The organism is Pseudoalteromonas sp. NCIMB 1079, from assembly GCF_040567695.1.
Taxonomy (GTDB): domain Bacteria; phylum Pseudomonadota; class Gammaproteobacteria; order Enterobacterales; family Alteromonadaceae; genus Pseudoalteromonas; species Pseudoalteromonas distincta.
This window is the reverse complement of sequence record NZ_JBEWZA010000001.1, coordinates 785,509-810,084: the sequence shown is the minus strand read 5'-3', so window position 1 is coordinate 810,084 and position 24,576 is coordinate 785,509. Positions and strand designations below refer to the sequence as shown.

The 24,576-nt window shown below is 39.0% G+C and carries 19 protein-coding genes; 8 read left to right on the top strand and 11 right to left on the bottom strand.

Annotated elements, in window-relative coordinates; all coding sequences use genetic code 11:
- Positions 1-9 precede the first annotated feature (9 nt).
- The 3 genes from ABX891_RS03760 to ABX891_RS03750 are packed head-to-tail and all read right to left on the bottom strand — an operon-like array spanning position 10 to position 3,695.
- A complete protein-coding gene (locus tag ABX891_RS03760) occupies positions 10-1,059 on the bottom strand; it encodes an ABC transporter ATP-binding protein (protein WP_354628942.1) in 1,050 nt (349 codons plus the stop codon).
- Positions 1,060-2,691 (bottom strand): ABC transporter permease, encoded by a 1,632-nt coding sequence (locus tag ABX891_RS03755; protein ID WP_354628941.1) that lies wholly within the window; start codon positions 2,689-2,691, stop codon positions 1,060-1,062. It abuts the gene before it with no gap.
- On the bottom strand, positions 2,691-3,695 hold the full coding sequence (locus ABX891_RS03750; protein WP_309167682.1) for a Fe(3+) ABC transporter substrate-binding protein: 1,005 nt from the start codon (positions 3,693-3,695) through the stop codon (positions 2,691-2,693). The genes ABX891_RS03755 and ABX891_RS03750 overlap by 1 nt, the downstream gene beginning before the upstream one ends.
- 941 nt (positions 3,696-4,636) lie before the next feature.
- On the opposite strand from ABX891_RS03750, the gene ABX891_RS03745 reads away from it, so the two are divergent.
- Positions 4,637-5,152 (top strand): hypothetical protein, encoded by a 516-nt coding sequence (locus ABX891_RS03745; RefSeq protein WP_165744814.1) that lies wholly within the window; start codon positions 4,637-4,639, stop codon positions 5,150-5,152.
- Between the two features lie 10 nt (positions 5,153-5,162).
- Here ABX891_RS03745 and ABX891_RS03740 read toward each other — a convergent pair whose 3' ends face one another.
- From ABX891_RS03740 to pdhR, 6 genes are all read right to left on the bottom strand, one after another.
- Positions 5,163-5,843, bottom strand: a complete 681-nt coding sequence (locus ABX891_RS03740) for a tRNA-uridine aminocarboxypropyltransferase (protein ID WP_138489694.1) — start codon at positions 5,841-5,843, stop codon at positions 5,163-5,165.
- Positions 5,844-6,214: 371 nt separating this feature from the next.
- A complete protein-coding gene (gene ltrA / locus ABX891_RS03735; protein WP_354628940.1) occupies positions 6,215-7,489 on the bottom strand; it encodes a group II intron reverse transcriptase/maturase in 1,275 nt (424 codons plus the stop codon).
- 786 nt (positions 7,490-8,275) lie between these two features.
- Positions 8,276-9,700, bottom strand: a complete 1,425-nt coding sequence (gene lpdA, locus ABX891_RS03730; protein WP_002957761.1) for a dihydrolipoyl dehydrogenase — start codon at positions 9,698-9,700, stop codon at positions 8,276-8,278.
- A gap of 205 nt (positions 9,701-9,905) precedes the next feature.
- A complete protein-coding gene (gene aceF / locus ABX891_RS03725; protein ID WP_354628939.1) occupies positions 9,906-11,822 on the bottom strand; it encodes a pyruvate dehydrogenase complex dihydrolipoyllysine-residue acetyltransferase in 1,917 nt (638 codons plus the stop codon).
- A 10-nt stretch (positions 11,823-11,832) separates the two neighbouring features.
- The gene (gene aceE, locus ABX891_RS03720) at positions 11,833-14,499 is read right to left on the bottom strand and encodes a pyruvate dehydrogenase (acetyl-transferring), homodimeric type (RefSeq protein ID WP_354628938.1); all 2,667 of its coding nucleotides are present in this window, start codon (positions 14,497-14,499) and stop codon (positions 11,833-11,835) included.
- Between the two features lie 90 nt (positions 14,500-14,589).
- Positions 14,590-15,339, bottom strand: a complete 750-nt coding sequence (pdhR, locus tag ABX891_RS03715) for a pyruvate dehydrogenase complex transcriptional repressor PdhR (protein ID WP_002957764.1) — start codon at positions 15,337-15,339, stop codon at positions 14,590-14,592.
- Between the two features lie 637 nt (positions 15,340-15,976).
- Here pdhR and ABX891_RS03710 point away from each other — a divergent pair.
- The gene (locus tag ABX891_RS03710; RefSeq protein ID WP_197236623.1) at positions 15,977-16,429 is read left to right on the top strand and encodes an REP-associated tyrosine transposase; all 453 of its coding nucleotides are present in this window, start codon (positions 15,977-15,979) and stop codon (positions 16,427-16,429) included.
- A gap of 74 nt (positions 16,430-16,503) precedes the next feature.
- Here ABX891_RS03710 and ampE read toward each other — a convergent pair whose 3' ends face one another.
- Positions 16,504-17,355, bottom strand: coding sequence for a beta-lactamase regulator AmpE (gene ampE / locus ABX891_RS03705; RefSeq protein WP_354628937.1), 852 nt, complete (start codon positions 17,353-17,355; stop codon positions 16,504-16,506).
- Between the two features lie 13 nt (positions 17,356-17,368).
- Positions 17,369-17,923, bottom strand: coding sequence for a 1,6-anhydro-N-acetylmuramyl-L-alanine amidase AmpD (gene ampD / locus ABX891_RS03700; protein ID WP_354628936.1), 555 nt, complete (start codon positions 17,921-17,923; stop codon positions 17,369-17,371).
- A gap of 421 nt (positions 17,924-18,344) precedes the next feature.
- Here ampD and nadC point away from each other — a divergent pair, with 421 nt between their 5' ends.
- The 6 genes from nadC to coaE all read left to right on the top strand — a co-directional run bounded on the left by nadC (position 18,345) and on the right by coaE (position 24,518).
- The gene (nadC, locus tag ABX891_RS03695; protein ID WP_354628935.1) at positions 18,345-19,196 is read left to right on the top strand and encodes a carboxylating nicotinate-nucleotide diphosphorylase; all 852 of its coding nucleotides are present in this window, start codon (positions 18,345-18,347) and stop codon (positions 19,194-19,196) included.
- A 482-nt stretch (positions 19,197-19,678) separates the two neighbouring features.
- Complete coding sequence (locus ABX891_RS03690; protein ID WP_354628934.1) at positions 19,679-20,104, top strand: pilin; 426 nt, start codon at positions 19,679-19,681, stop codon at positions 20,102-20,104.
- 63 nt (positions 20,105-20,167) lie between these two features.
- Positions 20,168-21,502, top strand: coding sequence for an O-antigen ligase family protein (locus ABX891_RS03685; protein ID WP_354628933.1), 1,335 nt, complete (start codon positions 20,168-20,170; stop codon positions 21,500-21,502).
- An 87-nt stretch (positions 21,503-21,589) separates the two neighbouring features.
- On the top strand, positions 21,590-22,819 hold the full coding sequence (locus tag ABX891_RS03680) for a type II secretion system F family protein (protein WP_354628932.1): 1,230 nt from the start codon (positions 21,590-21,592) through the stop codon (positions 22,817-22,819).
- 162 nt (positions 22,820-22,981) lie between these two features.
- Positions 22,982-23,875, top strand: coding sequence for a prepilin peptidase (locus ABX891_RS03675; protein WP_354630105.1), 894 nt, complete (start codon positions 22,982-22,984; stop codon positions 23,873-23,875).
- A 1-nt stretch (position 23,876) separates the two neighbouring features.
- On the top strand, positions 23,877-24,518 hold the full coding sequence (coaE, locus tag ABX891_RS03670; RefSeq protein ID WP_354628931.1) for a dephospho-CoA kinase: 642 nt from the start codon (positions 23,877-23,879) through the stop codon (positions 24,516-24,518).
- Positions 24,519-24,576: the final 58 nt, after the last annotated feature.

Here is a 24,576-nt window from a genome sequence, read left to right as displayed (position 1 = left end):
ACAAATTAATTACGATTCGAAAAAATTCACCGTGTGAGGTTTTATTTTTATTATAACCTGATCATTATTTTCAAATGACTGGCCATATTGTGCAGCAACTTCAATTTCTTGTTCATCAATAACAAGCGAATAAACATACGCCGAACCAATAAAGCGACGACTTATAATTGTAGCTCGCTTGCTGAATTTGTCACTTTGGTTATCTGCCACTAATTCTATTTGATGAGGGCGCACATATATAAGCCCTGCACTTACATTATACTTACTCTCAACATAAGATTCGACTAAACCAAATGGTGTTTTATATTCAGTTGCGGTTAACACTTCTGCGCTTAAGTATATGCCCTGACCCAGAAACTCTGCAACCTCCTTTGAACATGGAGCTGCAAAAAGCTGCTCAGGCGTGCCTTGTTGCTCAATTTTACCGCGATGCATAATGGCAAGTGTATCTGAAAACGCAAATGCCTCTTCTTTTGAGTGTGTAACAAACACAGCAGATACTTGAGTTGCTTTAATAATTCGACGTATATCGGCAATTAATTCAAAGCGTACTTGTGTGTCGATGTTTGAAAAGGGCTCATCAAGGAGTAATAAACTAGGTTTATAAGCTAATGCACGAGCGATAGCGACGCGTTGCTGTTGGCCACCCGATAACTGATGTGGAAACCTGTCAGCACAGCCAATTAAATGCACAAGCTTAAGCATTTCATCAACGCGTTGCTGCTTTTGAGCTTTGCTCATATTACCAAGCCCGAATGCAATATTATTTGCCACCGTTAAATGCGGAAACAACGCATAGTCTTGAAACATCATGCCGATGTTACGATGCTCAGGTGAGACAAACGATTGCTCATCACTCACTAATTTACCGTCTATAAAAATAGACCCTTGCTTGGCTTCAATTAAACCTGCAATCGCTTTTAATGTGGTTGTTTTGCCGCATCCACTCGCCCCGAGTAGGCAAACAATTTCATCTTTACCCACTGTTAAATCTAAATCGTGAATAACCTTTGTGCCGTTATAGTGATAGCTCACGCCTTGTAAAATTAAACTACTCATTTAACTACGCTGCTCCATAGAACGATTAATAAAGTACAAAGGAATAAACCCAACAATAACAATAAATAATGCAGATATTGAAGCAAGCTCTAATTGCTCATCACTCACATACTGAAATACATGAGTAGCTAAGCTTTCAAAATTAAACGGTCTGAGCAATAGCGCAGCTGGCAACTCTTTCATACATTCAATAAATACCAATAAGGCAGCAGTGAGTAACCCTCTTCGCAGTAAAGGTAGATGCACTAAACGCAGCGTTTGCCCTTGGCTTTTACCCATTGATTGGCTTGCCATATCAAGTGATGGACTAATACGTAAAAAACTCGACTCAATTGCTCCGTGTGCAATGGCGTAAAACCTAACAATATAAGCAATAATAATAGTAAGAATGCTACCTGTAAGCAGTAAGCCAATGTCTAAGTTATACGGCTCGAGTGCTGTGTTAATAGTGTTCTCTAATAATGTAAGAGGTAATAAAACCGCAATAGCGAGTACAGTTCCTGGCAACGCATAACCTGTGCTTGCTAAACGCCCAGGAATAAGCGGATACGCTTGCTTTGCCACACGCTGATAAAAAACCACAAAAACACTCAATGTAATGGTTATAACACTTACAACTCCCGCCACCTTTAAACTTTGCCAAGCGTAACTAAAAAACTCTACATCCCATGCTTTATCAAAGTAGGTAATGGCATAATTTATAAGTACTGCAATAGGGATTAAAAAGGCGATAAGTAAAATAAAGCTACAAAATGCCGTTGCGAGCCAAGCAGACTTTCCTTTTAATACATAGAGAGATTCGCTATTTACACTTGATTGGCGCTCAAATACCGCTTGGTTTCGGCGACTAAAACGCTCTGCCATTAATGCTAAAAATAACAGCAGTAACATCACACCCGATATTTTAGCGGCCGCTGTAAGTGAGTAATAACCAAACCACGTATCGTATACGGCAGTTGTTAATGTACTTACGGCAAAATAACTCACTGTTGCGAAGTCGGCCATGGTTTCCATACTAATAAGTGCAAGAGCCGCCACAATTGCCCCACGAGAGAGCACTAAGCTGACTTTAAAAAAGCTTTGCCAAGGAGATAACCCCATTAACTGACTAGCTTGTACTAATTTGAATGACTGCTCGCGAAGGGCTGTTTTAAAAATTAAAAATAAATACGGGTAAAGTACCAAGGCAATCATAACTATGGCGCCGGGTAATGTTCGTATATCAAAAAACCAATAGTCGTTAGGTGATTGCCAGCCAAACCATTCTCTCAGTGCTATTTGCACCGGGCCCGCATAATCTAATAAATCAGTGTATACATAGGCAATAATATAGGTAGGCATAGCAAGGGGCAGCATAAGTGCCCATTCAAACTGTTTTTTACCCGGGAAACTACAGTAAGCCGTTAGCCACCCAAGCGGCAAAGCTATGGCGCAGCTCAGGACGCAAACACCTAAAACTAACAATACGGTATTGGTTATGTAATCCCAAAGTACGGTATCCCACAGGTGAGAAAACACCTCAGAGCTACCTTGTAGAGATTCAAAAATAAGAAAAAACAACGGGGCCGATAGTATTAAGCCAGTCGACCACGCAAAGAGCTGCCATTTAGACAGCTTAAATTTATTAGTCATTAAAGATCGAACTTCACCTCATCAATTAGCTTAAGTGCTAACGGACGATATTTACTAATCTCATCAAGTGGCAAGCTGTCTTCTTTAAAGCTACCCCAAGAGGCAACCAAATTTGATAATTCAACACCCGACTTAACTGGATACTCCATATTTAATGAGGCATACATGTTTTGTGCTTTGCTGTCGGTCATATATTCTATGAGCTTTAATGCATTTTCAGGGTTTTTAGCGTATTTGGTAATAACCGCACCCGATACATTTATGTGTGAGCCACGATTAACTTGATTCGGAAAGTTAATATTTACGGCCTCTGCCCAACCTTTTTGTTCTTTATCTTCTAGCATTTTGCCAAGGTAGTAACTATTACCTAATGCCAAGTTACATAAACCTTCTTTAACAGCTTTAACTTGAGCACGATCGTTACCTTGAGGCTTGCGTGCTAAATTAGCCTTAACACCTTCAAGCCACTCTTTAGTTTGCGCTTCACCATGGTGTGCAATCATAGAAGCCACTAAACCTAAATTATATGGATGTTTGCCAGAGCGCGTACAAATTTGTCCTTTGTATTTAGGGTCTGCTAAATCTTCATAAGTGAGCTTAGGTAACTCACCAACTCGCTCTTTTGATGAATACACATTACGCACTCGCTTAGTAAGCGCAACCCATTGGCCATCACCGTCACGAAAGGCGGCTGGAACATTATTATTTACACTGTCACTTTTTATAGTTTGTGTTAATTTTAAATCTTCTAATTGAATAAGCGCACTAAAGTTAGAGGTTAATACTAAATCAGCTTTACTGTGCTTGCCTTCGCGTTTAACACGCTCAATTAGCCCTTTTTTAGCAAAAACAACATTGGTTTTTATGCCTGTTTGCTTTGTAAAGTCTTCTAAAATTGGCTGAATTAAAAACGGTTGACGAAAAGAGTAGATGTTAACAACATCGTTTGCAAAGACTGGTGCCGATGCAACTACCCCTAAAACAAGTGCAAATACTTTCTTCATTATTCCACCTAAATAACTGTTATTATCAACGAATTCTACCGTGCTCATTCTAAAAGTGCACACTTTAAATAAATGTAAATATGTAAATAACGCCCAAAAAGGAAATACGGTGTAAGAGATGTCTTACGGATGTGACAGCTAATGAGTAAAAAATAAGATAAAAAAACAACCTAAAAACAATTAAACACATGAATTATATGAAATTTATTTTTATTACTATTGCAAAAACACTAATTGAATGTAGTTTTATCTCTATTTTAGTTGCTCTATTGCACTATAATTTACGCATCAACCAAGCAATGACGCTTATTGAGTAAAAGGAAATGGACTGCTTACTCAACCAACCAATGATTAGGTTATCAGGACAACACGGATTTTAGGACAGGCTCAGGATGAGTATCACAACGCAATGTTGTAAAAAGGACAGCGTCAGGAAGATGCGAAAAGGATAACAACAAGGCTAAGTTGTTCAACAGGATGTTGAAGGAATAAATGGACAGGCCTTTAAGGCAACACAAGGGATTGGTTAAAACAAGGATACACTAAGGAAGTGTAATTAAGGATTTGGTAATAGTATTTACCCTACAGGACGTTTAGGAATTTAAGGATACGGGCCCGGACGGTCTACATTACATAGAACTAAAAAGTAATATAGTAATAAACATGGATTAGTGAAAATTGGAGTTGATTAAGTTCAATTGCAGGATGCAGAAAATTAGAAGATTCCGCAAGCGCGCCTAGAGATAGAGCGCGCTTTTCTTTGTCTAAAATTTGGGTTGAGTAAAGCTCTGAGCAACTATCACTAATTTTTACTGAGTAATATATCGCATCCCTGCCAATCAATGCTAAGACCTTAAAATACTTTATTTATATTTTAAATTTCGCTAAGTTTTTTATTAATTGCGCCGATAACTAAATAACGCAAGGATCATAAATACTCAATGGATATGAATTTTAAAACACCCCAAAGTAATGCCTTTTTATGTAAATTATCAGACGCAAGTACAGCAAAACCAATTGGTGTTTTTAGTGCCCAAACTCCCAACGAAAATCCCTATAAAGCTTTATTTAACCCCAAAGGTTATAACTTTTTAAATATGCCAATGAGTGAGTTTAAAAATATACTTAACGAAATTATTAAGTTAGAACGCGATATTCGTATTAGCAAGTGGGGTGAAGGTGCTCGACCTGATGAGTTTAGCTATCAACTTAATAGAATAGCAGACGCAATTGCAACGACTCAATTTAATGGCAAAATAGACATTAGCTGCTACTTTTTAAAGCGAGTTGAAGAAGCAAAAGAAATGATTGGTGAAGACTGTATCTCGTTTATTCAAGTGCATAATAGTATAAGTCAATTGTATAATACTGTTTTACAATTAACATCTGAAGAAGGCTTCAGAGCTATTCAAAATAAAGCACTTGCTCACTTAAAAAATCAGCAAGCATTTGCTTAACTTCGTAAAATTAATCTTCTAGCGGTCGGCCCTTGTTGCGCTTACCCAATAAATACGCATCACGAAACTTAATAAAATGCTGCTCTAATTTTGTCGATGCATCCATTTCGCCCGCAAGTGCTAATACCATAATAGCCACTTCAGCAGTGCCTAGTTGATGTGCATGAGGGGCTACACGTAATCGGTAATCAGACAGTTTATCAGCAGTAACAGAAAGTACAGGCAAGTTATCTAAATAAGGGCTTTTACGAATCATTTTCTTAGCTTCGCGCCACGTACCATCTAAGAATATAAATAGCGGCTTTTTACCTGATTCAATACTCACTTCTGTAATGGCTCTGCCCTCTTCTACATCTTCTGCGGGAAAGACGACCATAGGCTGATACTGCGAATCATTTATTAAAGCTAAAAGAGCGGGGTTAGGATCTGTTCTATCCCATCTAAATGCGTGGTTATCTGGCACTATTTCAGCAATTAAACGCCCTGTATTAGAAGGTTTAAAGCTTTCATTATGATACATCAGTAAGCATACAGCGGCCTTACAATCTGCGTGCTCAACACCTTTACAAATACAGTAGTGCTTAGCAATCAGGCATTGTTCACAGCGATCTAATTTACCGCCTCGAGCATTAAACTCTCGACGAGATTCACTTATTTGTTGAGCGCGTAATGCTAGAACTGAGTTTTTCACTGTATTTACCTTCAATTAATTAAGCGCGCATTGTAACTATATTTGGTGATAATAGATATGTGAGGGCTGTGAGATGGATATTCTAGCGCTCAGGTTAGGCATTAACAAAGTAGTAAAAAACCGTATGCGGAGTTTACCTCACGCAAATTTTTAATTTAACAAGCGCCCCCGTAGTCGCGAGTTTACCTCGCGCAATTTTTTGAATTTAAAAAACGCGGCATAAAGCCGCACCTACCCATAATTAAAACACTGTAATTTAAAACCTGCTCTTTCACCCATATCGAGTAGGGTGAGGCTTTTGCCTCATCCCTCTCACAGAACCGTACGTACGGGCCTCGTATACGGCTCCTGTATTCTTCTATCCCTTCGGCTTATTTTCTAAACGCCGATTGAGCAAGCCATCCTGTACTTACTTTTTCCATTGAATATAAACCTTGCTCCTCAAACCATTGGTTTGGCATCGCTACATTCGATAATGGACTTAGAGAGTTTCGCCATGAGTTCATTTTGATGAACTTAAATGGCGGCTTTTTCCCTAATTGTTTTAGTCGCTTATGCAACCTCGCTGGGTTTTTCCACAACCTTAACTGAATTGCCCTTAATCGTCGTCTCACCCACCTTGCCAACAAATTTAGCACTCGTTTACAATTGGCTATACTGAAATAATTTACAAAGCCGCGCACCACTGGATTGAGTCTTTTTATTACTTCAATTAAGTTCATGCCACTATTTCGCTTTGTTAATCGTTTAACTCTTTGTTTAAAGCCTTTGAGTTTTGTGGCTTGGATACGCGTCCAATTACTGCCTATCTCCACTCCCAAAAATTTTACGCCTTCACTACTATGCGCTATGTGCGTTTTCTTTTGGTTGACTGTTAACTTTAAGCCTTTTTCGAGTATCTGAGTCGCTACTGTGAGTGCATTCTTGGCTGCTTTTTCTGTGCAGCATAAGATCAATATGTCGTCGGCGTACCTCACTATTCTGTGATTTCGCTTTTTCATTTCTTGATCAAATGCATCTAGGTAGATATTCGCCAACAGTGGACTGATAACACCACCTTGTGGACTTCCTAGCTCACTCGCTTCCCAATTATTGCCTATCATTACTCCGCTTTTTAAAAACTGTTTGAGCAGTTTTAAGATGCTACCGTCTGTCACTTTGCGTTTGACGCTGCTTATGATCAAGTCGTGATCGAGTAGGTCAAAACACTTCGACAGATCCATATCAACCACCCACTCACGGTGATATTTACGAATAAATACCGTGGCTTTGCTGATGGCGTCATGACAACTTCGTTTCGGCCTGTACCCATAACTTGATGGGTGAAAGTCGATGTCGAAGAGCGGTTGGAGAATGTTCAATAGTGTTTGTTGTACTATGCGGTCGCGAACTGTTGGAATTCCCAGCAGTCTCACACCACCATCATCTTTCGGTATTTCTATCCGTTTGACTGGCTGTGCGCGATACTGCTTGCTTTGCAGTTCACCTTGCAGTTGTTTCAAGTTTTCTTCTAAATTCAAGGCGAACGCGGCTATGGACTGCCTATCTATTCCGGCCGCTCCTTTCGCTGCTTTCACTTTTTTGAATCCCTTGTACAGGTTATTAATATCTAATAATTGCCCATACAAGCTGTAGTAAACTGTCATCAATTGCCTTTGCTTACGGTATGTCTGTCGTTTCACATTGATGTATAGTGGTGTTCTTCATGAGGACATTAGGTGTGCTAGCCGAATGGCAATCTGCCTAAGTGGTCGCTCATTACTCCCATGCTCGGCCTTCAGTTCTCAGCGTCCACATTCCTGCTTAGCCGTCATCTATTGCCTATTTCCGTCGAAATACATGTGAGCCTATACGTCGATACTCCTGATTTTCATACACTTAAAGAATACTTCCCCCCTTCGCAATCAATTAAAACTTTTGATTAAAATTGACCCTATCAAACATTCTGTTGATAGTCGGCTTGGTTTTGTCCTCCACACCATTACTGGCTTTCATCGGCCTAGCCTTACTCACTACTACGGGTTCATCTGCCACCTCACACCGACGTTAAACCTTGGGTTTCCCCTTGAGTTTAGGCCACTTATTTACACTAAGTTTAGATGCCAGGCTTCCCCAGTTACTGCACTGGCTCCCTGTTAGAAATCCCACCCTCAAGCACAGTATTGGTCTGACTAAGTATAGGGCGTTGCGCTATTTTGCACGCTGACCCACCAATACTGCCGAAACAGGTTACGGTTAGTTGTGTACCTCTAACTTCTTATGGCTTCCTTCAGACCCCACCGTTGGCCAGTGACGCCCTTGCCATTCAGATTATCTTCCCCTTAGTCAGGGTAATAAGGCATCTTTCAGCCTATCGGGTTTGCCAGCTTCGCTGGGCAAACAAAAAAACCCAACCGAAGTTGGGTTTTTAAAGCAAATACTAAAAAGTTAAATTACTTCTTTTTAGCTGCTTTTTTGTTTGGTAAATCAGTGATTGAACCTTCAAAAATTTCAGCTGCAAGGCCGATTGATTCATTCAATGTTGGGTGAGCATGAATTGTAAGCGCTAAGTCTTCACCATCAGCACCCATTTCAATACCTAAACCGATTTCGCCAAGCATTTCGCCCGCGTTAATACCGATCATAGCACCACCGATTATACGGCCACTTTCTTTATCAAAGATAAGTTTAGTAGAACCTTCAGTACGAGCAGATGCAATTGCACGACCAGATGCTGCCCACGGGAATACCGCAGTTTCAACTTTTAAGCCTTGCTCTTTTGCTTCTTTCTCAGTAACACCTACCCAAGCGATTTCTGGGTCTGTGTACGCAATTGAAGGAATACATTTAGGGTCGAAGAAATGCTTCTGACCAGAAATAACTTCTGCAGCAACATGACCTTCATGAACCGCTTTATGCGCAAGCATAGGCTGGCCAACTAAGTCACCAATTGCAAAAATATGGCTTACGTTAGTACGTAATTGCTTATCAACATTAATAAAGCCACGCTCATCAACGTTTACGCCCGCTTTTTCAGCATCAAGTAAGTTACCGTTTGGAGTACGGCCAACTGCAACAAGTACTTTGTCGTAACGTACTGGTTCTGCTGGTGCGTTTTTACCTTCAAACGTTACGTATAAGCCGTCTTCTTTAGCTTCAACACCAACAACTTTAGTTGAAAGCATTACGTTGAATTTTTTGCTTACGTATTTTTGGTAAATTTTGATAATGTCTTTATCAGCTGCTGGTACTAATTGATCAGCAAATTCTACAACATCAATTGCAGAACCTAGCGCACGGTAAACCGTACCCATTTCAAGACCGATAATACCACCACCCAATACAAGTAGTTTTTCTGGTACGTCTTTAAGTTCTAATGCACCAGTTGAATCAATTACACGGTCATCTTCTGGGATGAAAGGTAAGTTAACTGGTTTAGAACCTGCTGCAATAATCGCGTTATCAAACGTGATAGTTGTAGCGCCGTCTGCGCCTTCAACTACTAAAGTATTGCTGCCAGTGAATTTGCCGTATCCAGATACAACTTTCACTTTACGCATTTTGGCCATGCCTTCTAGTCCACCAGTTAACTGGCCAACTACAGAATCTTTCCAAGTACGAACTTGGTCAAGATCGATTTTTGGTGCGCCAAAAGTAACACCGTGAGATGACATTTCTGCTGCGTCATCAATCACTTTAGCTACGTGTAAAAGTGCTTTAGAAGGAATACAACCAACATTAAGACATACGCCACCTAATGTTTCGCGAGATTCTACTAATGTAACTTCTAAGCCCAAGTCAGCAGCACGGAAAGCCGCAGAATAACCACCAGGACCACCGCCTAGTACAACAACTTGAGTTTTTAATTCGTTGCTCATGCTTTTACCTTAATTGTTTGAACGGGACACTGCCCTAAAATTTAACTGCCATGTTTCTGCAAGGCAGAAAGAGTGAGCAGCGCACAAAGTGATGCAATTCGTACAAAGATTGTATCATTGCAAATGGTAAAAATCCCAGCTAAAAACAACTGGCTGGGATTTGATTCTATTTATTTTATTGCGTATACCAATTTTACTAAACTGGTTACATCACCAACTGGCGAATATCGCTCATGTAACTTGCAAGAGTCACAGTAAAGCGTGCAGCTAATGCTCCGTCAATAACCCTATGGTCGTATGACATAGACAGCGGAACCATTAGTTTTGGTTCAAACTCTTTGCCATTCCATTTAGGTTTCATTTCAGATTTAGATACACCTAAAATAGCAACTTCTGGCGCATTAACAATCGGCGTAAATGCCGTACCGCCGATACCGCCAAGGCTAGAGATAGTAAAACAGCCACCTTGCATATCAGACGATGTAAGCTTACCGTCACGTGCTTTAACAGATACTTCCATTAGTTCACGTGATAATTCAATAATGCCTTTTTTATCAACATCTTTAAACACTGGCACTACTAAACCATTTGGCGTATCAACAGCAACACCAATGTTAATGTACTTCTTAAGAATTAAACTTTCGCCGTCGTTAGACAGTGAAGAGTTAAATGTTGGGAAGTCTGCAAGTGCTTTAGCTGCTGCTTTCATCACAAACACAAGTGGTGTGATTTTAACGCCAAGTTTTTTCTTCTCGCTAAGTGCATTTTGCTCTTTACGGAATACTTCAAGGCTTGTGATATCAGCTTCATCAAATTGTGTAACATGTGGGATTTGTACCCAGTTACGGTGTAAGTTTTTACCTGATAGCTTTTGAATGCGAGACAGCTTTTTCTCTTCAATTTCGCCAAATTTAGCAAAATCTACTTTAGGCCATGGAATAAGACCAAGCTCACTACCACCTGCGCTACTGCCTGCAGATAATTGACCAGATTCAACTTGCTTAACTAGGTTTTTAACATAGTTTTGCACGTCTTCTTTAACTATACGGGCTTTGCGACCGGTGCCTTTAACATTGGCTAGGTTAATACCAAACTCACGCGCTAAACGGCGAACAACTGGCGATGCATGAGCATACGCGCTGTTTTCTGTGAAGCTTTCATTACTTGCTTTTGCAGGTGCTGCTTGAGCCGGTGCTGACTCAGTTTTAGCCGCTGCTGCAGGTGCTGATTTTTCAGCTGGTGCAGATGCCGCTGGCGCACTGCCTGCAACTTCAAATACAAAAATTAATGAACCAGTCGATACTTTATCGCCAGCGGCTACTTTAATTTCTTTAACTGTACCTGCAAATGGAGCTGGTACTTCCATTGCAGCTTTGTCGCCTTCAACGTTTAAGATTGATTGATCTTCTGAAACTTCATCGCCAACGGCAACCATAATTTCAGTTACTTCAACTTCATCGCCACCAATATCAGGTACATTAACTTCTTTAGTGCTTGGTGCTGAACTTGCTGTTGAGCTCTCAGCTGGCGCTTCTACAGGAGCCGACTCTTTAGCCGGTGCTGCAGATTCACTTCCTGCTACTTCAAAAACAAACACTAACGAGCCAGTTTTAACTGTGTCGCCAGCGGCTACTTTAATTTCTTTAACTGTGCCGGCAAATGGAGCTGGAACTTCCATTGCTGCCTTGTCGCCTTCCACGTTTAAGATAGATTGCTCTTCTTCAACGGTGTCACCAACAGCAACCATGATTTCAGTTACTTCAACTTCATCATCGCCAATATCTGGTACAGTTACTTCTTTAATTGAAGAACCTGTAGAAGCAGCTGGTGCTGCCTCTTCAGATTTAGCTGGAGCAGCGGCTGATGTATTTTCCTCATCAGTGCTTTCACTCTCGCCTTCAAACAAAAATACTAAAGAGCCTGTTGTAACGGTGTCGCCAACGTTAACTTTAATCTCTTTTACAGTCCCCGCTTGAGAAGCAGGTATTTCCATTGATGCTTTGTCGCCTTCAACATTTAGTAATGATTGGTCAACATCTACTTTATCGCCAACGCTTACTAATATTTCGGTTACTTCTACTTCGTCGTCACCAATATCAGGTACTTTAATTTCAATACTCATTGCAAACCTCTTATGCGTACAGTGGGTTAAGTTTGTTAGTGTCGATGTTGAACTTTTTAAGTGCTTCAACAACTACTGACTTCTCAACTTCACCGCGTTTAGCAAGTTCAGATAACGTAGCAACAACAACGTAGCTTGCGTTAACTTCAAAGTGACGACGCAGGTTTTCACGGCTATCAGAACGACCGTAACCATCTGTACCTAACACTTTGTAGTTGCTGCTTGGAATGAATGAACGCGCTTGTTCTGCGTAGTTTTTCATGTAATCCGTTGCTGCAACAGTCACAGAGTCGTTTAATACGCTTGTGATAAATGCTGTTTTTTGCTCGCTTTCAGGATTAAGCATGTTGAAACGCTCAACATCTTGACCATCACGCGTTAGCTCATTGAAAGATGTTACTGAGTAAACATCTGATGCAATACCATATTCTTCGCTTAAGATTGAAGCAGCTTTGCGCACTTCAGTCATAATAGTACCTGAGCTTAATAGCTGTACGTTGGCTTTTTTACCTTCGTAACTTTCAAGCTTGTAAATACCTTTACGAATACCTTCTTCAGCGCCTTCTGGCATAGCTGGTTGATGGTAGTTTTCGTTCATAAGCGTTAGGTAGTAGTAAATATTTTCTTGGTCGTCACCGTACATACGACGAATACCGTCTTGTACAATAACAGCAACTTCAAACGCGTAAGTTGGGTCATAAGAAACACAGTTAGGAACCGTGTTTGCAAGAATGTGGCTGTGACCATCTTCGTGTTGTAAGCCTTCACCATTTAGCGTTGTACGACCCGCTGTAGCACCTAATAAGAAACCACGTGCTTGTTGATCGCCCGCCATCCATGCCATGTCGCCAACACGTTGGAAACCAAACATAGAGTAGTAAATGTAGAATGGGATCATTGGTAAATCGTTAGTGCTGTATGAAGTTGCAGCAGCAACCCATGACGACATAGCACCTAACTCATTGATACCTTCTTGCAATACTTGACCTGAGGTTGCTTCTTTATAGTAAGAAACAATATCACGATCCTGTGGCGTGTAGTTTTGGCCATGCGGGTTGTAAATACCGATTTGACGAAATAAACCTTCCATACCAAATGTACGCGCTTCATCTGCAATAATTGGTACGATATTTTTACCAATGCCTTTATCTTTTAATAAGATATTAAGTGCACGAACAAAGCCCATAGTAGTAGAAATATCACGCTTTTGCTCTTCAAGCAGTGGCTTAAATGCATCTACTTCTGGCAACGTAAGTTTTTCACTAAAACGTGGAATACGCTTAGGTGTGTAGCCTTTAAGCTCATCACGACGCGCATGTAGGTACTTGTACTCAGGTGAACCTTCTTCAAGCTCTAGGTATGGTAATTCTTTTAATTGCTCTTCAGATACTAAGTCATCAAGACCAAGGCGTGAACGTAAATGTGCAACATGCGACATGTCCATTTTTTTCACTTGGTGCGCAATGTTTTTACCTTCAGCTGCTTCACCCATGCCGTAACCTTTTACAGTTTTAGCAAGAATTACAGTTGGACGACCTTTTGTCTCTTCTGCTTTTTTAAATGCAGCAAATAGTTTTGATGGCTCATGACCACCACGCTTAAGCGCAAAAATTTCGTCATCTGTCATATCTGCAACAAGGGCAGCTGTTTCAGGGTAGCGACCAAAGAAGTTTTCACGTACGTACGCACCATCTTTAGCTTTGTATGTTTGGTAATCGCCATCAATTGTTTCGTTCATCAATTGTAGTAATTTACCTGTTGTGTCTTTAGCTAGAAGAATATCCCAACCGCTGCCCCACACTAGTTTAATTACGTTCCAGCCAGCGCCTTTAAACAAGCCTTCTAGCTCTTGAATAATTTTACCGTTACCCATAACTGGGCCGTCTAAACGCTGTAAGTTACAGTTAATTAAATAACAAAGGTTATCTAGTTTTTCACGTGCAGCAAAAGAAATAGCACCACGTGATTCTGGCTCATCCATTTCACCGTCACCTAAAAACGCATATACACGTTGGTTTTTAGTGTCTTTTAAGCCACGACCATCTAAGTATTTTAAGAATCGTGCTTGATAAATTGATGAAATAGGACCTAAGCCCATTGATACCGTAGGGAACTGCCAAAATTCAGGCATTAACTTAGGGTGTGGGTACGATGGTAAGCCTTCGCCATCAACTTCTTGGCGGAAGTTATCTAGTTGCGCAGCCGATAAACGACCTTCAACAAATGCACGTGCGTAGATACCTGGAGAAATATGACCTTGGTAATAAACTAAGTCACCACCGTCTACATCATTTGGTGCTTTAAAAAAGTGGTTAAAACATACTTCATAAAATGCAGCAGATGATTGGTAAGACGCCATATGGCCGCCTAAGTCGAGATCTTTTTTAGATGCACGTAGAACGATCATAATCGCGTTCCAACGTATAATTGAACGAATACGACGCTCAAGATTTACATCACCCGGGTAAGCAGGTTCTTGATCTACAGGAATAGTATTAACGTAGTTCGTGGTAATACCCGTTGGCATATCAACGCCGTCTAAACGGGCTTGCTCTAATACTTGCTCAAGTAAAAACTGAGCTCGTTCAACACCTTCTTCGCGCACAACTGATTCAAGAGCTTGTAACCACTCTTGTGTTTCTAGCGCGTCTACGTCAATTTTATTGACTTCAGACATATGGAGGTTTCCTTATGTTTAAAATACGAATATTGTTAATTTAATATCACAGCTACTTAATTTGTGTGTTCAAAGTAGTTATGTACTAACTTAATTTTGTTTAGTGCGTCTTAAACTACGTTCAATTCGCGAATGCTCTTTGCCCGCTTCAAGTAGTGCTTCTTCGATAAATGCTAAGTGCGCATTACTTGCTAAACGGGCTTGTTCTGGATTACCGTCAATAACGGCATCCATTAATAAACGCCTGTGTTGGGCTAACTGACTGCTAATATCTGACTTTTTTAATAGAACAGTTAAATTTTGCAATACATTTTGCTCAAGCAGCGCTTTCATACCTCTAACTAAATGCAGTAACACCACATTGTGCGAGGCTTCTGCCACGCTAAAGTGAAATGCATTAATTGCTTTTGCTTTTTGCTGTAAATCATCATTAACTAAGGCAATTTCATCAAAGCTTTGTTTTACTTTGCTAAAATCGTTGCTGGTCCCGCGCAGTGCTGCGTAGTAAGCAGCAATCCCTTCTAATGCATGACGAAATTCAAGTAAATCAAACTGCGACTCAGGGTGTTTACTAATCAAATCAAAAAGTGGATCAGTAAGCCCTTCTTCGAGCTGATTTTTTACAAACGTGCCGCCACCTTGGCGACGCGTAACTAAACCTTTCGCTTCTAATTTTTGAATTGCCTCACGCAGTGACGGGCGAGACACTTCAAACTGCTTTGCTAGTTCACGCTCTGGTGGCAACTTTTCACCTGGTGCTAACGAGCCTTCAAGAATCATATTCTCAAGTTGCTGTAAAATAACATCAGATAATTTTGCCGCTTTAATCTTTAAAGACATGAATCAACGTCCGCGTTGTATAAATACCAAGAGCCCATAAAACGGGGCTTTAAGTAGTATGATTTACCCAAAAGGTAAATTGGTCATACCAAAAATTTTCAATACGGTATCAAAAACACTATTAGCTGTCAATTTACAGGTAGTTTGAGCAATTAAAGTAGCGTAACGCATTTTGAACGAAGATCAAACAATGCGCAATTTACAAAAATTGTTATAACGTTAATAGGATGAAAACAATTGGTCTGACCAGAAAAATAGAGTGTTAACTCTAGTTGAATTTATTAAAGAAATTAATAACAGGATAAAAGTACCAAAGAAATAGCTGCAATTTACACACGATCAGTCCACTAAATATAAAACACAATGCGCGATATAAAATTTCGATCACGCAATATCGTAGCAGCGGGTTTACCCCGCGACATTTGGCAACTAATCTCCCAACCAAAAAAACACGATGCGCGATATAAAATCGCGACTACGCAATATCGTAGCAGCGGGTTTACCCCGCGACTATTGTGCAAGTAATTACCTAAACGTAAAACACAATGCGCGATGTAAAATCGCGACTACGCAAATTTATAAAAATTGCATATGCTTTAAATTCGTGGGTCTGTGATTGCTAAAATACGGGTATGTTATGCATCGTTCATATTTATTACGAAAGGGAAGAGTATCAAAAGCAAACCAATATTATGCTATTACACTGGTTTGTCATGAGCGAAACAACCTATTCACAAGCTTAATAATTAATAGAGCTATTATCAATGAAATGAGGGGATTAGAAAGAGAGCAACTAATTAAATCAAATACTTTCGTGATAATGCCAAACCATATTCATTGGTTATTACAATTATCCGATAGCGCAACATTAAGTGAGGTAATTAGAAGCTTCAAAGGACGCTCAGCCACGGTGTATAGACAATTTGGCAGACAAAAGCTTTGGCAAAAAGGGTTTTATGATCACTTAATAAGAAATACCGAAGACTTAAATAGCTGTGCTAGATACATAGTCGCAAACCCTTTGCGTGCAAATTTAATAGAAAATATTGCAGACTACCCATATTGGGATAGTATTTATCTAAACTCGTAGCAGCGGGTTTATCCCGCGACATTTGGCAACTAACCTCCCAACCGAAAAACACAATGCGCGATGTAAAATCGCGACTACGACAGCCCGCCAAATAATGTCAGCAACGCTATAAGTACTAAGTAAAAGAGCACATTACGCTTAACCAGCTTAATCATACAAGTGGCCTCGTAGGTACAGCCGTAATAACGCTTTTCAACTTGCTCTGCAGCAAGTGCAGTACATGTTACTACTTCTCGGTTTGGAGATTTAAAGTTAAGTACGTAACGTAGCCAACAGCTTGTGCCTTTATTAAAGTTACCTATTACTAAATAACCAAAGCTGGTGATGCGCGCAGGCAACCAGTCAAGCCAGAACAGTAGTTTATGTATAAGTTTAAAACGCTTAGCAAATATTACTTTATGATCATCTCGTACTAAATCAACTAAAGTACGTACCAGTGCATATAAAACGGCGCCCGGCGCGCCTAAAACAACAAACCAAAAAATCACCGCACAGTAAAATCTAAAGTTTACCCATGCCAATGTTTGCCCAAAAGTTTCGCCACCCTCTTGATCATCAGTACGCTTTTGACCTATTTGCAACGCATATAAAGATGCAGCAGTACCGTCATCTCGCGTTAAAGCATTTAAGTAAGACTTATATAAAGCACGCTGTTTGGCACAACCAAAGCAAACCAAAAGCACAGCAATATTAATAGCTAACTGCCATAGTACAAAATCAGATAAACAATAAATAAACGCTATTGCTATTACTGGGAGTAAAAGCCAAATTAAAAAGCCCAGTACAGAACTAAATAAGCCTTTGTCACCTAGTAGCTTATTAGAGCGATTTAAATAAGCATTTGTGTAGTAGCTTATCTGCCAGTAATTAGACCGAGCCCCTAAACGCTCCAGAATTAATGCAATTATTATAGAAACTAAAATCATGGGAATAACTCTCTTAACTTAGTTGTTCAAGCATATTAAAAAACAATGGCCAATTAAAGCTACTACCAGGATCGGTTTTACGCCCTGGAGCAATATCGCAATGCCCCACAATACGCGAAGGGGTAATTTTTGGATAGCGTTGTATTATAGATTTACTAAGTGTAGTTAATACTTCGTATTGCGCTAAAGAGTATGGCGTGGTGTCGGTACCTTCAAGCTCAATGCCAATGCTAAAGTTATTACAAGCAGATACGCCCTCAAACTCAGATTGGCCAGCATGCCAAGCACGCTTTTCAAAAGGCACGTATTGTATAACCTCACCGGTGCGCTTTATAAAGCAATGGGCCGATACACGTAAATTTTTTAAGTCACTAAAACTCGAGTGAGCATTGCAGTCAATGCTACCTATAAATAACTCATCAACAAAAGATGTACCAAACTGCCCCGCTGGCAATGATATATTGTGAATCACCAATAAAGAAATATCAGCCTCATCAGGTCGCTCATCAAAATGCGAACAAGGCCGCTGCGCTACCGTACTTAAAACACCGTTTAAATCTATTTTCATGATACGTTTATTATATAAATATCAAGAGATACATAGTACTGATGCTAAAGGATTTATTAAAACAATGATAGTAACAAGCGAGGTATAAAACCTCACATACAAATAATTCAAACCCACACGTAGGTGCGAATTTACATCCGCTCATGTAACATAACTTTTGAAATTAAAAGCGAGGTATAAAACCTCACCTACAGATAATTCAAACCCACACGTAGGTGCGAATTTACATCCGCTCATGTAACGTAACTGTTGAAATTAAAAGCGAGGCATAAAACCTCACCTATAGACAATTTAAACCCACACGTAGGTGTGAATTTACTTCAAGCGCTTATCTTTATATTGGTGAAAAGGCAATCGCTTCTCTTTCTTTTATAAACATAGTAAAATTTGCTTAATTTATTAACGCTTATGAGCTTTTATTATGTCTATCCCGCACTCTTTAGTTAGCCAACTTGTCACTCTTGCACTCGACGAAGATCTAAATTATCAAACCGCACAAGAAGGCGATATTACCGCGCAATTGATCCCACAAAATGAGCAAGCAAGCGCCAAAGTAATCACTCGCGAAGACTGCATTTTTTGCGGAAAAGACATCATCCTTGAAGTATTCAAACAAGTAGACCCAAGCGTTAAGGTTAACGTACTTATAAATGATGGCGACGCAGTTAAAGCAAACTGCACATTATTTACCGCTATTGGCTCGGCTCGTTCAATATTAACTGCCGAACGTACAGCACTTAACTTTGTGCAAACGTTATCAGGCACTGCAACTACTACAGCACATTATGTAAAAGAGTTAAGTGGTACAACTACGCAACTACTCGATACACGCAAAACCATACCTGGTCTGCGCGCTCTTCAAAAATACGCAGTAAAATGTGGCGGGGGTGCAAACCATCGTATTGGGTTATTTGATGCTTTTTTAATTAAAGAAAATCACATAGCGGCATGTGGCACAATAAACAAAGCCGTAGCTCAAGCTAAACAAAACCACCCAAACAAACCTGTTGAAGTAGAAGTAGAATCACTCCCTGAACTTAAGCAAGCGATTGAGGCTGGTGCCGACATAATCATGCTCGACAATTTTAGCGTAGAGCAAATTAAACAAGCTGTAATTTTGACCAACAAACGTGCAAAACTAGAGGTTTCAGGCAATATGACCCTAGAAACGCTCAAAACTTATTCACAAGCCGGCGTCGATTTTATATCAAGCGGAGCGTTAACAAAAAACTTACAATCAATCGATTTATCGATGCGTTTTGAACAATTTTAAAGCAACAACTGCCAATTAATACCGCTAATCGATTGACAAGTTAAGTAAAAAAGCATTAAATAACCCGAAAGGCTTACTTTGTAACATTTTGTTAAATAAAATCGCTTTTTTATAAGAAGATACGTGCTAAATACTAAAATAAAATGGTAGACTAATTCTGTTGTACTATTTTATTTTAAAAAGTAGTCGTAAATAACTAGTACCTTTAGTTTTTAAAGACATAATTAAAAACTAAAGCAACTAAACTACTTACTTTATGCCTATACTATTTGTTGCTACAACATGTAGTGCACTTAGTAAACTTTTATAGTTAGTACTAAACATAATGAATTCACATACGGCTTTTGTGTTTCATACTCTAAAGCTAAAGTGTAATAAAATTAATTTTAAGTAAAACTGTAAAGTAAATCAGTTAAATTAAGTGAGGCATTTGCCGCTTAAGTGATTTAAGTTACAAAAATCTATCCTTTAGGAGAGGAAACATGAAAACAATGACTCAAAAACAACAGGGTTTCACCCTAATTGAATTAATGATTGTAGTAGCAATCATCGGTATTCTTGCTGCAATCGCATTGCCTGCATACTCAAATTATCAAGCAACATCTAAACTAACTGCTGGTTTAGCTGAAATATCAGCTGGTAGAACTGGTTTTGAAATAGCAAAAAACAATGGACTTGCAACTGCTCCTCCTGTTGCTGACATAGGCCTAACCACCCCGACTAAAAATTGTACTATCACTACAACAGCAACTTCTATTACTTGTGCAATTTTAAGTGCTCCAACACAAGTAGCTGGCGCAAAACTCACTTGGAATAGAAGTGATGCTGGAGAATGGTCATGTGTAACATCGGACATTTCATCTGAAGATGGTCAAGCCCTAGCACCTAAAAGCTGCCCTCATTCTTAATCATTTATTGATTACTAAAAGCGCCTAATTTGGCGCTTTTTTAATGCGTAAGAATCAGCATTCATGAATATAATAAAATCATCGCTTATCAGCTTGTTTTTTCTATGTACGCTAATACCTTTAGTACCTGTAATTTCCTACGATTATCATAATCACCAGCGTATCATCCAAATAGCTTTTTTGCTTAGTATAAGCCTTCTAGTGCTTACTGCTTTTTTAGGTAATAAAAAACCTACTTTTAAGCTTTCACTAAATAAAAAAAGCAGTGTGTTGTACTTGATTTTTATTTTCAGTGGTTGCTTATCTGCATTAATGAGTATGGAGCAAAGCTTTAGTTTGCTTTATACGTTTCATATAAGTCTACTTATTTTAACTATGTGCTATGTAGGTACTATAAATAATAAAAAATCTATTTTATTTATCATTTATGCATTATTGATAACTCATACGAGCTTGATTTTAATATGTTTGCTAAATATTACTTTTACGCTATCAGAGCAACAACCATTAAACCCATACATAATCTACTCCGGTTTTATTAACATTCGCTTTTTTAATCAAGTACAAGTGTTTGTTCTTCCATTTTTGGTGCTACTCCTAAAATTTAAAAGCATTCAGCGTATTGTATTTATTATTTTATTTTTAAACTTATTACTTATATTTATTGGGCAAGCTCGTGGGGCATTACTCTCATTTTTAGCTTTCTCTATTTTTGCTCTTGCTTTAAAAACCACATTAAAAAAACAAGTACTTATTGGATTAGCTTGCTTTATATTAAGTTGTATTGCTTTTTATGCTCTGGACTCATTAAATAAGGGAGGGGCCGAAATACTACGCACATCCTCCTCGGGACGTATTGATTTATGGTTTAATACCCTTTCTAATCTATCTTTAAAGCATTTATTTATCGGCAATGGTCCTGGAGTGTTTGAAATGTCACTTGGCAGCTCAGCTCCTTTTAGCCATCCTCATAATTCGTTAATTGAAATTTTAAATGAGTGGGGCTTAATCGCCCTTATGTGTATTTTAGCCGTTGTTTTTACAACACTTCAAAAAGCTATAACACATTTGAAATGTCATAAAAAAGATATCATTACTGAAAGTCTCTTTTATTCTTTTGCTATAGGAATTACATACTCACTATTCTCTGGTGTGCATGTAATGCCGGTTTCGCAAACACTCTTATTTATCATGTGGGGGTTGCTACTTGGAAGAATTAATAAAAAAAATAACCAAAGCATTTCCATAAATAAATACTTAAAAGCTTTAATAGCCATTTTATTTATCTTTGCATGGTACCTTTACTTACAAAAAGCGATAAGTATTTATAATAATATTGATCCTGATAAAGGGTATATTTACGGACCTAGGTTTTGGTCCGTTGGGCAACGATTTTAAAGCGCCCAACTTTTCTACCAAGAATCATTAGTTTAAGTTATGCTTATAATAATGAAGTTTTAAAGCAAATTCAGCTGGGTACTCTTAATGGCAAAAAAACAACAAGATAAAGGCCTCGATACTTTTCAGTGGGTCGGTGTAAGTGCACGAGGGAAAAAACTTGAAGGCGAGCTTACTGGTAATAGTATTGCGTTAGTAAAAGCCCAACTTCGTAAGCAAGGTATAACTCCCTCAAAAGTAAAGCGTAAAGCAAAACCGTTATTTGGCATTCAAAGTGTTCAAAAGGTAACCCCTAAAGATATAGCACTACTTACTCGCCAAATTGCGACTATGTTGATGGCGGGAGTTCCTTTAATACAGGCCATTGAAATGATTGGCTCTGGCTCGACCAATAAAAGTGTCGTCAAATTAATGGAAACTATTGCCGATGAAGTAAAAGCAGGCCAACCATTATCTACAGCGCTTAGAAAACACCCCCGCTATTTTGATGATTTATATTGTGACCTAGTAGCCTCAGGTGAGCAGTCAGGTGCGCTTGATAGAATATTTGATCGTGTCGCTATTTATAAAGAAAAGTCTGAAGCACTAAAGTCAAAAATTAAAAAGGCGATGTTTTACCCTATTTCGGTATTAGTAATTGCCGGTATTGTTACCTCAATATTACTAATATTTGTAGTGCCACAGTTTCAAGATATTTTTGCAGGCTTTGGTGCTGAACTTCCTGCATTTACTTTATTTGTAATTGGTATATCTAACTTTATGCAAGCATATTGGTGGATGATTCTTGTTGGGATGTTTGCCTTTGGATACGCGTTTAAAGAAGCCAAGCTCAGAAGTTTAAAACTAAGAGATGCAACCGACAGAGCAATACTAAAACTCCCTGTGATTGGCATGATTTTAAATAAAGCGGCTGTTGCTCGCTATGCACGTACTCTTTCGACCACGTTTGCCGCTGGTGTGCCGCTGGTTGATGCACTTGATTCAGCCGCAGGCGCTTCAGGTAATGCCGTTTACCGTTATGCCATTTTAGATATTAAAGTAGAAGTAAGCTCTGGTAATCAGATGAACTGGGCAATGCGTAACTCAAAAATATTCCCTGATATGGTAATACAAATGGTCGCGATTGGTGAGGAGTCAGGCTCATTAGATGGCATGCTTGCGAAAGTTGCAACTATTTACGAGCAAGAAGTTGATGATGCAGTAGACGGCCTTTCAAGCCTACTTGAGCCACTTATTATGGCCGTACTGGGTGTACTTGTTGGTGGCTTGATTGTTGCGATGTACTTACCTATTTTCCAACTTGGCTCTGTTATTTAATTACCAAAAATAACAATTTACAGGAAATAAAAGAGAGGCTTACTTTTTGGTAAGGCATAGCTATTAATGTTTTCTCATTTACTCTCTTTCACTTCTCTTTGTGATAATAATTTCACTTAATTTTTAAACGCTTAATTTTTAAAATAATTTTCAGGTAATATGATGCAAAGTATTATTGAAGTAATGCAAAGCCAATTGTGGTTTTATTTAACCACAGTTGGCTTAATTAGTTTATGTATCGGTAGCTTTTTAAATGTGGTTATTTATCGCTTACCGCTGATGATGCAACGTGAGTGGCAAAGTGAATGTAGACTACTGTTAGAAGATGAGCTTACAGCTAATAAATCTAAACAAGCTAATATCAATGAGCCTTTTAACTTAGTAAGGCCCAATTCTACCTGCCCTAAATGTAAAACAGCCATAAAGCCTTGGCAGAATATCCCTATAATTAGTTGGTTAATACTTAAAGGTAAATGCGCGAGTTGCAGTAACCCTATTTCTGCTCGCTACCCTGCTGTAGAGCTAATTACTGCCCTATTAAGTTTAATTGTTGCCTATAGCTTTGGTGCGACCGAGCAAGCCCTTTTATATATTTTTGTAACGTGGATTTTAGTCGCACTGACCTTTATTGATATTGATCACATGTTACTGCCAGACCAGCTTACATTACCGCTTGTATGGCTTGCACTTATTGCCTCGGTATTAGGTTACACAATTACGCCTACTGATGCCATTATTGGCGCTGCTTGTGGTTATTTAAGCTTATGGAGCGTATTTTGGTTATTTAAGCTATTAACCGGCAAAGAAGGGATGGGCTATGGCGATTTTAAATTGCTTGCTGTATTTGGGGCATTACTTGGCTGGCAGTCATTACTTACTATTATTCTGCTTTCGAGCGTAGTGGGTGCCATTATAGGTATTGCACTGTTGAGCATACAAGGTAAAGACAAAGCGACCCCTATCCCTTTTGGCCCTTATTTAGCGATAGCAGGCTGGATCACTATGCTTTGGGGCAACCAAATTCAAGGCGCTTATTTTAATTTAATAGGTTATTAAAATGAGTGAGCAAATAACTAAAGTAAACAGCTGGGTATTAGGCTTAACAGGCGGTATTGGCTGTGGTAAAACGGCCATCAGTAACATGTTTGAAGAGCTTGGTATTACAATAGTTGATGCCGATATAATTGCGCGTGAAGTCGTACTCCCAAATAGCAAAGGGCTAAAAGCGATTACAGCACACTTTGGCAAAGGTATTTTATTGCCAGATGGCACATTAAATAGAGCAGCGCTGCGCGCAAAAATATTTACTAACAACAGTGACAAAGAATGGCTTAATGCGTTGCTGCACCCTCTTATTCGGTCAAAAATACTAAACGATTTAAATAATGCAACTAGCCCTTATGTTGTTTTAGTAGCGCCTTTATTGTTTGAGAATAATCTTGATAAGTATTGCGACCATACCCTACTTATTGATGTACCAACCTCTGTACAAATAGTGCGTACAGTAAAACGTGACAGCACAAATATTGAGCAAGTTAAAAGTATTATTGCCTCACAAATGTCACGTGCCGATAAACAGCAAAAAGCGAATGATATTTTAAATAACGACCGTAGTTTAAACCTAGTGCATATAGAACTTGTTGATCTTCATAAAAAGTACCTACAATATGCATTACACAACAAAACTAACTCATGTTAACACTGTCCTAACTCACACAAACTCGTATTTTAGTTAGTAAAATCACAACAAAGAATGA

Bases quoted from the DNA above. Each gene is read 5' to 3' on its own strand.
- ABX891_RS03760 (WP_354628942.1), bottom strand. From the start codon at position 1,059: ATGAGTAGTTTAATTTTACAAGGCGTGAGCTATCACTATAACGGCACA.
- ABX891_RS03755 (WP_354628941.1), bottom strand. From the start codon at position 2,691: ATGACTAATAAATTTAAGCTGTCTAAATGGCAGCTCTTTGCGTGGTCG.
- ABX891_RS03750 (WP_309167682.1), bottom strand. From the start codon at position 3,695: ATGAAGAAAGTATTTGCACTTGTTTTAGGGGTAGTTGCATCGGCACCA.
- ABX891_RS03745 (WP_165744814.1), top strand. From the start codon at position 4,637: ATGGATATGAATTTTAAAACACCCCAAAGTAATGCCTTTTTATGTAAA.
- ltrA (WP_354628940.1), bottom strand. From the start codon at position 7,489: ATGACAGTTTACTACAGCTTGTATGGGCAATTATTAGATATTAATAAC.
- lpdA (WP_002957761.1), bottom strand. From the start codon at position 9,700: ATGAGCAACGAATTAAAAACTCAAGTTGTTGTACTAGGCGGTGGTCCT.
- aceF (WP_354628939.1), bottom strand. From the start codon at position 11,822: ATGAGTATTGAAATTAAAGTACCTGATATTGGTGACGACGAAGTAGAA.
- aceE (WP_354628938.1), bottom strand. From the start codon at position 14,499: ATGTCTGAAGTCAATAAAATTGACGTAGACGCGCTAGAAACACAAGAG.
- pdhR (WP_002957764.1), bottom strand. From the start codon at position 15,339: ATGTCTTTAAAGATTAAAGCGGCAAAATTATCTGATGTTATTTTACAG.
- ABX891_RS03710 (WP_197236623.1), top strand. From the start codon at position 15,977: ATGCATCGTTCATATTTATTACGAAAGGGAAGAGTATCAAAAGCAAAC.
- ampE (WP_354628937.1), bottom strand. From the start codon at position 17,355: ATGATTTTAGTTTCTATAATAATTGCATTAATTCTGGAGCGTTTAGGG.
- ampD (WP_354628936.1), bottom strand. From the start codon at position 17,923: ATGAAAATAGATTTAAACGGTGTTTTAAGTACGGTAGCGCAGCGGCCT.
- nadC (WP_354628935.1), top strand. From the start codon at position 18,345: ATGTCTATCCCGCACTCTTTAGTTAGCCAACTTGTCACTCTTGCACTC.
- ABX891_RS03690 (WP_354628934.1), top strand. From the start codon at position 19,679: ATGAAAACAATGACTCAAAAACAACAGGGTTTCACCCTAATTGAATTA.
- ABX891_RS03685 (WP_354628933.1), top strand. From the start codon at position 20,168: ATGAATATAATAAAATCATCGCTTATCAGCTTGTTTTTTCTATGTACG.
- ABX891_RS03680 (WP_354628932.1), top strand. From the start codon at position 21,590: ATGGCAAAAAAACAACAAGATAAAGGCCTCGATACTTTTCAGTGGGTC.
- ABX891_RS03675 (WP_354630105.1), top strand. From the start codon at position 22,982: ATGCAAAGTATTATTGAAGTAATGCAAAGCCAATTGTGGTTTTATTTA.
- coaE (WP_354628931.1), top strand. From the start codon at position 23,877: ATGAGTGAGCAAATAACTAAAGTAAACAGCTGGGTATTAGGCTTAACA.